The sequence below is a fragment of the Streptomyces racemochromogenes genome (assembly GCF_044129415.1).
Taxonomy (GTDB): domain Bacteria; phylum Actinomycetota; class Actinomycetes; order Streptomycetales; family Streptomycetaceae; genus Streptomyces; species Streptomyces racemochromogenes_A.
The window spans coordinates 1-9,870 of sequence record NZ_JBBDHD010000182.1; the positions used below are offsets into that span (position 1 = coordinate 1).

The 9,870-nt window shown below is 75.8% G+C and carries 9 protein-coding genes; 5 read left to right on the plus strand and 4 right to left on the minus strand.

The genetic code is table 11. From position 1 onward, the window contains the following. The 4 genes from WDV06_RS34205 to WDV06_RS34220 form a co-directional block, all read right to left on the minus strand. A partial coding sequence (locus WDV06_RS34205; protein WP_395513716.1) for a class I SAM-dependent methyltransferase occupies nt 1-856 on the minus strand: 856 nt, incomplete at its 3' end. A gap of 117 nt (nt 857-973) precedes the next feature. Next, nucleotides 974-1,543 (minus strand): hypothetical protein, encoded by a 570-nt coding sequence (locus WDV06_RS34210; RefSeq protein WP_395513717.1) that lies wholly within the window; start codon nt 1,541-1,543, stop codon nt 974-976. Between the two features lie 86 nt (nt 1,544-1,629). After that, nucleotides 1,630-2,361: an SDR family oxidoreductase gene (locus WDV06_RS34215; protein WP_395513718.1), complete on the minus strand. Its 732-nt coding sequence runs from the start codon at nt 2,359-2,361 to the stop codon at nt 1,630-1,632. A gap of 132 nt (nt 2,362-2,493) precedes the next feature. Then, entirely contained in the window at nt 2,494-3,501 is a 1,008-nt protein-coding gene (locus WDV06_RS34220) for an NUDIX domain-containing protein (protein WP_395513719.1), read from the minus strand. Between the two features lie 285 nt (nt 3,502-3,786). Between WDV06_RS34220 and WDV06_RS34225 the strand changes: the two genes are divergently transcribed. The 5 genes from WDV06_RS34225 to WDV06_RS34245 form a co-directional block, all read left to right on the plus strand. Further along, nucleotides 3,787-4,254 (plus strand): hypothetical protein, encoded by a 468-nt coding sequence (locus WDV06_RS34225; RefSeq protein ID WP_395513720.1) that lies wholly within the window; start codon nt 3,787-3,789, stop codon nt 4,252-4,254. Nucleotides 4,255-4,544: 290 nt separating this feature from the next. Then, the gene (locus WDV06_RS34230) at nt 4,545-5,363 is read left to right on the plus strand and encodes a glutamate ABC transporter substrate-binding protein (protein WP_395513721.1); all 819 of its coding nucleotides are present in this window, start codon (nt 4,545-4,547) and stop codon (nt 5,361-5,363) included. Nucleotides 5,364-5,481: 118 nt separating this feature from the next. Further along, the gene (locus tag WDV06_RS34235) at nt 5,482-6,126 is read left to right on the plus strand and encodes a hypothetical protein (protein WP_395513722.1); all 645 of its coding nucleotides are present in this window, start codon (nt 5,482-5,484) and stop codon (nt 6,124-6,126) included. Between the two features lie 93 nt (nt 6,127-6,219). After that, nucleotides 6,220-7,968 (plus strand): RNA ligase family protein, encoded by a 1,749-nt coding sequence (locus tag WDV06_RS34240; protein WP_395513723.1) that lies wholly within the window; start codon nt 6,220-6,222, stop codon nt 7,966-7,968. After that, the coding region (locus WDV06_RS34245) for an RNA repair domain-containing protein (RefSeq protein ID WP_395513724.1) at nt 7,968-9,870 on the plus strand (1,903 nt) is incomplete at its 3' end. The genes WDV06_RS34240 and WDV06_RS34245, both read left to right, overlap by 1 nt.

Below are 9,870 nucleotides of genomic sequence, written 5' to 3' on the forward strand. Positions count from 1 at the left end.
GGGGGGGGGGGGGGGGGGGGGGGGGGGGGGGGGGGGGGGGGGTGGGGGGGGGGGGCGGGTGGGGGGGGGGGGGGCGGGGCACCGGGGCGGGCGGGGCGGCCACGCCGTGGTCACCGATGCGCACCAGCGGGTGCCCGCAGACGGTGTCCACCCCGTGCCAGAGGTCGCTGCGGCCTTCCAGCCAGGCGGTCAGGGCCTTCTGGTGGGGCTCCGGGTCGTCCCAGGTGGCGTAGAGCTTCGAGGCGGAGACGGCGATCACCCGCAGGCCGCCGACGGCCACGGCCTCCCAGACCGCGGCCGCGACGCCGGGACAGTGCTCGGAGCGGTAGTCGTCGAAGACCACGACGGCGCCGGGGGCGGCGACGAGCTTCGAGGAGGCGATGTCCTGGACCACGTGCTCGTGCAGGTGGGAGGCGTCGATGTGGATGAAGCGGCAGCTGCCGGGGCGCACCCGGTCGGCGACGACGGACGTCGGAGCCTGGATGACGGTCGGCAACTCCTCGTGGAACGCCAGGTAGTTGGCCTCGAACCCGCGCCGGGTGAGGGTCGGGTAGGACTCCCGGACCTCTTCGAGGTTGTCGCCGTCGGGCGCAGGCGAGTCGAAGAGGTCGACGACCGTGAACTCCTCGCCCTCCCTCAGGTACTTGGCGACGAAGATCGCGCTCTTGCCCATGAACGCGCCCAGTTCGAGGAGGTCGCCCTTCGCCTCTCCGGTGTCGTTCTGGCGGGCCAGGAACCAGTCGAAGAGCACCTGGTCATACGCCGAGAACCAGCCCTTCACCTCATCGAACGACCGGGGTGCGGGCGGTGCGGGCTCGACGTCGGCGGTGACGGGAGCCTGTGAAACGTGCGACACGGAGAGTCATCCTCCAGCGGAATGGCATCGGTTCAACGCTGATACCCGGCCGGGTAACCAGACCTTAAACCCCCGAACAGCCGTATGGCGAGCACTCCGGTGTGTTGATCATTCCGATCAGAGGCTGCCGCGCCGGTGCAGCCGCCGCGCGGCGGCGTTGCGCACGGGGCGCGTCCGGGCGGAGGCGGCCAGCAGGGCCAGGGCCTCGTCGGGGGCGGGCGACCGGACGGCGGTGCGCTGGCACCAGTCGGAGGCCGCGGCGAGTTCGGCCGGGGACCAAGTCCCGCCGCCCGCTATGGCCTTGAGCAGGGTCCACTCGCTCAGCCGGCGCGCGGGGAAGGCGTGGCCCTCCAGTACGGAGTGCAGCGCGCGGGCCCAGTCGCGGAACCCGGTGCCGGGCAGCAGCCGCACCGCGCGGCGGTCGAGGTGGGTGACCACGGCGCTCTGCGCCATCACCGGGTCGGGGTCGCGCAGGACGGCGGCCACCGCCCGGGCCTCGCCCGCCACCCCGTCCTCCCCCGCGGCGGCGAGCCGGTCGAGGTGGCGGGCGTAGCGCCACCGGTCGGGGGTGGGGACGACCTTCGGCCGCCCGGCGGGTTCCGGGTGCTCCCCCGGTGCCGGCCGTGCGGCCGGCGTCCGCGGGGCGCCTCCCGGCGCCCCGCCCGTCTGTGTCTCGCTGGTCCCCATGCCCTCCATTCCACACGACCGGCCCGGCCGGACGCGGGGCGGGGTCCGGTCCCGCAGGGTGCCGTCCGGGGCCCGGGACCGCCCCCTCAGACCTGCTCGAAGTGGAAGGACTTGATGAAGCAGTCCCGGGGCTGGCCGATGGCGAAGAACACGCAGTCGACCAGTGACTGGGCGGTGAGGGGATCCTTCGCGGTGCGCGGGGCCTCCTCCCAGGCCGGCGACAGCGGGTCGTGGTTGTCGAAGTCCGGCGGGTAGAGGGAGATCACCCGCACGCCCCGGCCGCGCAGTCGCCGGGAGAGGGTCTCGGTGAAGCCGGCCTGGGCGCTCTTGGCCGCGTAGAAGGCGTCATGGGCGTCGGAGCGGTGGTTACCGTGCTCGCCGCATCCGGAGACCATGGTGACGATGTCCGGCCGGTCCGACTCCAGGAGCAGCGGCAGGAAGGCCTTGGTGACGAGGACGGTGCCGGTGGCGCCGGAGGCGAGGGTCTCGACGACGTCCTCGTCGGAGGCGGAGAGCAGGTCCGGGCCATGCTGGTAGCGGGCACCGTTGTTGACCAGGACGTCGATGTGCCCGCGGGCGGCGACCGCGGCGGCGAAGGCGCGGACCGAGGCCGGGTCCGTGAGGTCGCAGGCATGGGCGTGGACCCGGGCGGGGTCGTGGCCCTGCCCGATGATCTCCTCGCGGACGCGCGCGGCGGCTTCGGGGGTGCGGGCGGAGAGGTGGACCTCCGCGCCCCGCGCGGCGAAGCGCAGGGCCAGGGTCCGGCCGAAGTCCCGCCCCGCCGCGGTGATGACGACCCGGAGGTGTGCGAATGCCATGTCGACGCTCCTGACGTATGGGCGGCCCCCATGCTCGCAGGCGCCGGTCGCGCGACGCCGGGCCCCCGGCCCGGTCCGTCACCTCCGGAAGCGGCCCTCGCGGGCTGCCGCGGGGGCTGCCCCGGGCGCCGGTCACCAGCGCAGGCCCTGTTCGGGGAGCTCGGTGGGCGGGGTGCGGGGCGGGACGGGCAGGCCGAGCTGGGTGCGGGCCGCGTGGACCGCCGCGATCTCCTGCGGGCCCGCCGGCCCCCAGTCGCTGAGCTCCCGCACCTGCTCCGGGGTGGCCAGCAGGCGGGCGTACGCCGGGTCCCCGGCCGGGGCGAGCCCGGTGAGGCGAGCGGCCGTGCGGGCGAGCGCCGCCCGGTCGGCGTAGCGGTAGCCGAGGGGAAGGGCCGCCACGGCGGGCTCCGCCTTCGGGGCGGGGAGGTGCGCGGCGCCGGTGGCGCGGGCGACGAGCAGCAGGACCCGGCCGTCGGGGGCGAAGAGCCAGCCGGAGTGTCCGCGTACGGGCAGGTGCGCGGGGACGGGGCCGGGGTGCCAGGTGCCGTGCTGCGGCACGCGGCGGGTGCGCAGGACCCCGAGCCGGTCGAGTGCGGTCGGGACGGTGGGGCGGCCGTCCTCCAGCAGGGCGGGCCCCGAGCCGTTGATCCGGGCCCGGAGGGCGGCCAGGGCGCGGCGGGCGTCGCCCGGGTCCATCAGGGCGGTCAGGTCGGCGGGCTCGGCGAAGTCGATGCCGGTGATCTCCTGGTCGGGCAGGCGGATGGACTCGATCCGTTCGCGGCTCCAGGTGCCGCCGTCGTACACGTGCAGGATCTCGCCGGGGAAGCCCATTTCGGGCGGGATGCCGGGGGCGTCGGCGGGGATCCAGTCCACGGCGAGCCCGCGCGGGTAACGGCCCTCCACCCCGAGTTCCTCGCGCACCTCGCGGGCGGCGGCCGCAGACGGGGCCTCCCCCGCGTCCACCGCGCCGCCGGGCAGCAGCCGGTCGGGGCGGTAGTCGACGCTCTGGACGAGGACCCGCCCGTCGGCGTCGGTGACGAGGACGACCGCTCCCGTCCAGAGGGCGGCGCGCGAGGCCCCGTACTCCGCCGGGGTCATCCAGGTGCCCGCCCGTCCGGGGTCGTCGGTCAGCTGGGGCATGGGCACTCCGTTCACCGTGGGTGGGTCCGCCGCCTGTGCAACAGCGGGCGCCACGCTCGGGTTACGGCGGGCGGCGGGTGGTCGCAGGCGGCCCGGCTTTACCACCCGCATACCTTCCAGAGCCTCCCGGCCTTCCTTATTGCCCGATTATGTCGATCTTGATACGGTCCGTTGTGCGGGCTGGCGGTGTGAAAGTCGCTGGTCCGACCACGTATGCGGCCCCGCACTCACCCGTCCGTGTGAGCGGGGACGCCGGACGGCGCTCCGGTACGGCAGGGTGGGCGGATGCCGTCGCGCTCCTCCCTCCCGCTGTGGGTCCCCGTCCTCCTGCTGGCCGCCGGGTGTGTGACCGTACGGCCGCCGGCGCCCGCCGAGGCCCCCCGGCAGGAACCCGCGGCGTCCCGGACGGCGTGGACACCCCGGCCGCCGGCGACGGAGGGGCTGCCCCTGGGGCCCGTCCCCGAGCCGCGGGAGGCGCCGCCCGCCGAGGAGGCGGCCCCCGCCGGGGCCCCGGAGACGCGGACCGGAGGGCCGCGCACCCGGCCCGGCGCACCGCCGCGCTCCGACGACCGCCCCCCGCGCCGCGTCTCCCCCGCCAGGACGGCCCACCGCGCCCCCGCCGCGAAGCCGCGCGCCCGCAAGCCCGTCCACGAGGGGCCCCGGCCCGCGCCGCCGCGTTCGTACGACATGTCCGCACTGTGCGAGGCCGCCAAGGGCCGGGTGGACCCCGCGATCGTCGCCCTGTGCCACTAGGACCTGTCGTCGAACTCCCGTCTGCCCCGCGACGCCCGGCACGCTCCCCCGAGCTCCTCCGGGCGACGACGGGAGTGTGACCACAGGCCCCAGGACCCAGGCCCGGGGGACGCGGAAACGCAGGTCGTGCCGGATCGTTACCTCAAGTTTCGCCCAGATCAAGTGACACGGCGGCGGCGGCATTCTTAGCTTCCTCTTACACGCGTCTTGGCGCTTTTACGTACCCCGCGGTTCCACGCGCAGCGGCGATCCCGCACCGCGTCCCGCGTCCCCGAGGAAAGAGTTGCAACATGAAGGTCCCCAAGGCCGGTGCGATGGCCGCTGTGATCGGCCTCGCCCTGACCGCCACCGGCTGCGGCGGCGACGAAGGACCCAAGGGGACCCTCTCCATCGGCATCGCCTTCGACCAGCCCGGCATCGGCCTCCGCGAGGCGGGGGGCACCTTCTCCGGCTTCGACGTGGACGTCTCCAGGTACATCGCCAAGGAGCTCGGCTACAAGCCGGAGCAGATCGAGTTCAAGCGGGTCGACAGCTCCGAACGCGAGCTGCTCCTCCAGTACAACGACGTCAAGTTCGTCGCCGCGACGTACTCGATCAACGACAAGCGCCGGGAGAAGGTCGACTTCGCGGGCCCGTACTTCACGGCCCACCAGGACCTGCTCGTCCGCGCCGACGACGCCACGATCAACAAGGCCGAGGACCTCAACAACAAGAAGCTCTGCTCCACCGCCGGCTCCACCTCGGCGCAGAACATCAAGCAGAGCCTGGCGCCGAAGGCCAGCCTGCTGGAGCTCGACGGGTACTCGGAGTGCGTGGTCGCCCTCCAGGACGGCGTGGTCGACGCCATGACCACGGACAACGCGATCCTGGCCGGATACGCCGCCCAGAAGGGCAACACGGGCAAGTTCCGGCTCGTCGGGCTGAACCTGAGCAACGAGAGCTACGGCATCGGCATCAAGAAGGGCAACCGGGATCTGCAGGCCAAGATCAACGCCGCCCTCAGGAAGATGGTCAAGGACGGCTCCTGGGACGCGGCCGTGAAGAAGAACTTCGGCCAGGCCAACTTCAAGCACGAGGCCGCCCCGCAGGTCACCTCCGCGAGCGGCTGACGACGGCCCGGGAGTCCTCGAAGACCGTCCCCCCTGCTTCCCCGGCAGCACGGGCCGGTGTCCGGCTTCGGCCGGGCCCCCAGGGGTGTTGTCGGTGGCCCGTGGCACAGTGCACCGCATGAACGAGGACATGCACGGCGCCGCGCTGATCGACCGGGTCGTCGAACGGGTCCGGGAACGGGGCTGGCCCACCTGCGAGGCCCCGGACCTCGACGAGCCGGTACCGCTCGCGCCCGAGGTGCTCGACCGGCTGACGCTGCCCGGCGGCCGGCCGCTCCCGCCCAGCCTGCGCCGCTGGCTCGCCTTCGACGGCTCCTGGCTCGCCCGCGTCGGCTGGTACGAGGACCCGGCCGAGCCCGTCCTCGGCGACCGCGGGCTGGGCGCGACGGCGGAGTGGATGTACGGCTCCGGCGACGCCATGGCCCCGGTGTTCGCCGACTTCGAGGAGCTCCTGCCCGCCGTGTGCCTGCCGCTGGTCGGCGGCTGCGACTCGCGCCGCCTGCTCTACCTGGGCTCCCCCGACTCCACCGGCGAGTACCCGGTACTGGTGACCGACACCGACGACCTGCCGTACGTGGGCGTGATGTACCCCGGGCTCGACGTGTACCTCGCGGACCTCGCCGAGGTCCTGGACCTGGACTTCGACACGTACACCTCGCTCGCCGGGCATCCCGAGTACGCCGCGCGGATGGCCGAGCACGCGGAGAACACCGGACTCGGCGCGGACGGGCTGGAGTTCCACGAGCTCGGCCCCTTCGGCTGACGCCCGCCCCCTGCCGCGCCGAAATGGGGTGGATGGCCCCGGCTCCGGATACCTAGAGTGACCGGACACCCCGTCCCCGAGCAGGAGTCCGCCATGCGCACGCACTACCCCCGTACCGCGCACCTGCCGTGGTCCCCCGGCGCCACGCCGGACGACGTGCGCGCCCGCGGGACGGCGGCGTTCGCCGGGCGGGAGGTGGTGGTCACCGAGAAACTCGACGGGGAGAACACCACCCTGTACGCGGACGGGCTGCACGCCCGCTCCCTGGACTCCGGACACCACCCCTCCCGCGCCTGGGTCAAGGGACTCCAGGGCCGGATCGGGACGCGGATCCCGGCGGGCTGGCGCGTCTGCGGGGAGAACCTGTACGCCCGCCACTCCCTCGGCTACGAGGAACTCGACAGCTGGTTCTACGGGTTCTCGGTGTGGGACGCCGACGACCGCTGCCTGGACTGGGACCGCACCGTGCGGTTCCTGCACGGGCTCGGCGTACCGGTGCCGCGGGTGCTCTGGCGCGGGGTCTACGACGAGCGCGCCCTGCGCGGGCTGCGGGTCGACACCTCCCGGCAGGAGGGGTACGTCGTCCGGACCACGGCCAGTTTCGGCCGCGCGGACTTCGGACGGTACGTGGCCAAGTGGGTGCGCGGCGGACACGTGCGGACCGACACGCACTGGATGTACGCGCCCGTGGTGGTCAACGGGCTCGGCCCCGCCGCCCCCCTGTGGGCCGTCCGCTCGGGCTCCGAACCCGACGCCGGCGCCCTGCTGTCCGCCGTCGGGGCGGACGCTCCGGCCGGCCCGGAGCAGGAACGTGCCGTCGCCGGGGTGACGGCGCGACTGGACGGCGCCGGCCGCACCGGGGAGGCCCGGCTGGCCGGCGTGCTGGCCGCCGCCCTGCACCGCGAACCCCGGGCCGCCCTCGCGGCGCGGCTCGCCGCGGGGCGGCTCGGGATGCGGACGGCGCGGCGGGTCGCCGACCTGGTGGGGCTGTACCCCGTACTGCGCAGGCCGTACCCGGACGGGGAGCGGCGGGCCGGGCTGGTCCGGCTGGCGTCGGCCGCCGACCTCGGGGTGCTGCACGCCCTGGCGTCGGCCCTGCCGGGCGCGACGGCCGGGGAGACCGAGTGCGCCGAGTGGTCCGCGCTGTGCGCGGAGGAGGCCGGACTGCTCGGACCGGACCCGCTGGGCCCCCTTCGGACGGGGCTGCGCTCGGCCCTCGGCGGGCTGGACCCCGACGCCGCCGACCGCTGCTGGGCGGAGGCCCGCGAGGCCTTCGGCCGGGGCGCCCTGTCCATCGCCGAGGAGGCCGTGGCCGCGACCTGGCGGTGGCGGGACGGCTCGGCGTACCCGCGGCTGGTCCAGCTGTGCGGGCCCTCCGGCAGCGGGAAGAGCACCTTCGGCCGCGGCCTCCCGGGCGTGGACGCGTACGTCAGCCTCGACGACCTGCGCGAGGCCCGGGGTGCCCGCGCCGACCAGCGGGCCAACCCCGAGGTGCTGCGCGAGGGCCTGGAGCGGCTCGACCGCGCCCTGGCCGCCGGGGGAACGACGGTGTGGGACGCCACCTCCCTGACGGAGCAGCAGCGCGGCCTGGCCGGGGCGGTCGCACGGCGCCGGAACGCCCTGGTCACCCGGGTGGTGGTGCTGGTCGGGGAGGCCGAGCTGCTGCGGCGCAACGCGGTGCGCGCGCATCCGGTGCCGGAGGCGGTCCTGGCCGCGCAGCTGCGCCGGTTCAGCCCGCCCCACCCGGGACAGGCGCACCGCACCTGGTACGTCGGGGCGGGCGGGACGGTGGAGGACGCGGCCGGGTCCCTGCGGACGGCCGACGAGGGGGAGGACCTCTGATGCGTACCAGTGAGCAGCTCTACCACCAGGTCCGCTGGGACCCCCGCTTCGATCCGGCGCGGTTCACCCTCGGACTGCTCCAGCGCGGGGCCGCCCCCAAGCGGGTGCCGCTGCCCTCGTTCGTGCCGGGCGGGGACATCCCGTGGCACCGGGTGCTGTTCGTCGAGGCCGACGGCGAACTGGTGTGGGACCGGGCCACCGGACTCGACCGGATCGACTCGACGCGGGCCGGGCGGGTGCGCGGCCCGCGGCTCCTGCGCGATCCCTTCTTCACCGCCCGGACCCCGCACGCCTGGGATCCGGCGGGCGGCGGCGCCTGGCGGCCCGTGCAGGCGGAACCGGCGGCGCGGCCCCCGGCGCGGGTACGGCTGCTGACCTGGAACACCCTGTGGGACCGGTACGACGCCCCGCGCATCGCCACCGCCCGGCGGCGGCCGGTGCTGCTGGCGGACCTGGCGGTGGCCGACGCCGATGTGATCGCCCTCCAGGAGGTCGAACCGGCCTTGCTGGCCCTGCTGCTGGCCGAGCCGTGGGTGCGGGAGGGCTACGTCCTGGGCACCGATCCGGACGGCGGCGACGTGGCGGACAGCGGGCTGCTGGTGCTGAGCCGGCTGCCGGTGCGGGAGGCGGGGCTGCACGTGCTCGGCCGGCACAAGGCGGTCGCCGCCGTCACCGTGGAGACCGCCGGCGGCCCCCTGGTCGTGGCCGCGACGCACCTCAGCAGCGACCACTCCGAGGACGGCGCCGGCCGCCGGGAGGCCGAACTGGCGCGCCTGGCCGAGGGGCTGGGCGGGATCGACGCCGGGCTCGCGCTGCTCGGCGACTTCAACGACGGCCGTTCCGGGGCCGAGGGGCCGGCGGCCGCGCTGGGGCTGCGGGACGCGTGGAACGAGGTGCACGGGCCTGCCGACGACACGCCGACCTTCGACCCCGGGGCCAATCCGCTGGCCGCGGTGGGCTCCCTGACGGGGCGCGCGGGCCGGCTGGACCGGATCCTGCTGTCCTCGGCCGCCGGGGCACGGGTACGGGAGGCGGCGCTGCGGGGCGACTCCCCCGCGCCCGACGGGCTGTTCGCCTCCGACCACTTCGGGGTGGAGGCCACCGTGGAGTACGGGGCACCGGACGCGGCCGGGCCCCTGCTCGACGTACCGGCGACCGCGCGGACGGCGGTGGCCTGGCTGCCGCCCGACGACCCGGCGGTCGCGGAGCTGCGCCGGGCGCACGACCCCGGGGTGGAGCGCTGGCCGGCCCACGTCAACCTGCTGTTCGGCTTCGTCCCGGAGTCCGCCTTCGCGCGGGCGCTGCCGCTGCTGGCCGGGGCGGCGGCGGGGATCCGGCCGTTCACGGCCCGGCTGGACGGGGTGCACTCCTTCGGGCGGCGCGAGGACGCCACGCTCTGGCTGGACCCGGCGGCCGGCGAGGGCGGCGACGCGCCGTGGCAGGAGCTGCGACGGGCCCTCGCCGAGCGTTTCCCCGGCTGCCGGGGCCGCTCCACGGGCTGGACCCCGCACCTCACCCTGGGCCGGAGCACGGACCCGCAGAGGACGGAACGGGAGTGCGCCCAGCGGCTCGGCGCCGTCCCGCGCACGGCCCGGGTCGCCGAACTCGCGGTCCTGTCCCGCCGGGGGGACGGCCCGATGCGGGTGCGGGCGCTGGTGGACCTGGGCACGGGCACCTGGCAATGGGCCGACCCGGATCCGTCACCCGCCCGGTGTGACCCGGCGGAACATCGCGAGCCGGCGGGGGCCCGAGCGGCCGCGGGTCCCCCGGAGTCCGCCGCCCGGGCGGCCGGGACCCTTCCCGCGGCGGGGGCCCGCGGGAGCGGGGAGGGGCGCAGGAGCCCGGGGGCCCCGGAGGCGGGTGGGAGCGCCGGGGCGGTCGGGGCCGCCGGGTGGCTGACGG

Excerpts from the sequence above, each read along its gene's own strand:
- WDV06_RS34240 (WP_395513723.1), top strand. The coding sequence starts at position 6,220 with ATGCGCACGCACTACCCCCGTACCGCGCACCTGCCGTGGTCCCCCGGC.
- WDV06_RS34215 (WP_395513718.1), bottom strand. The coding sequence starts at position 2,361 with ATGGCATTCGCACACCTCCGGGTCGTCATCACCGCGGCGGGGCGGGAC.
- WDV06_RS34235 (WP_395513722.1), top strand. The coding sequence starts at position 5,482 with ATGAACGAGGACATGCACGGCGCCGCGCTGATCGACCGGGTCGTCGAA.
- WDV06_RS34225 (WP_395513720.1), top strand. The coding sequence starts at position 3,787 with ATGCCGTCGCGCTCCTCCCTCCCGCTGTGGGTCCCCGTCCTCCTGCTG.
- WDV06_RS34210 (WP_395513717.1), bottom strand. The coding sequence starts at position 1,543 with ATGGGGACCAGCGAGACACAGACGGGCGGGGCGCCGGGAGGCGCCCCG.
- WDV06_RS34220 (WP_395513719.1), bottom strand. The coding sequence starts at position 3,501 with ATGCCCCAGCTGACCGACGACCCCGGACGGGCGGGCACCTGGATGACC.
- WDV06_RS34230 (WP_395513721.1), top strand. The coding sequence starts at position 4,545 with ATGAAGGTCCCCAAGGCCGGTGCGATGGCCGCTGTGATCGGCCTCGCC.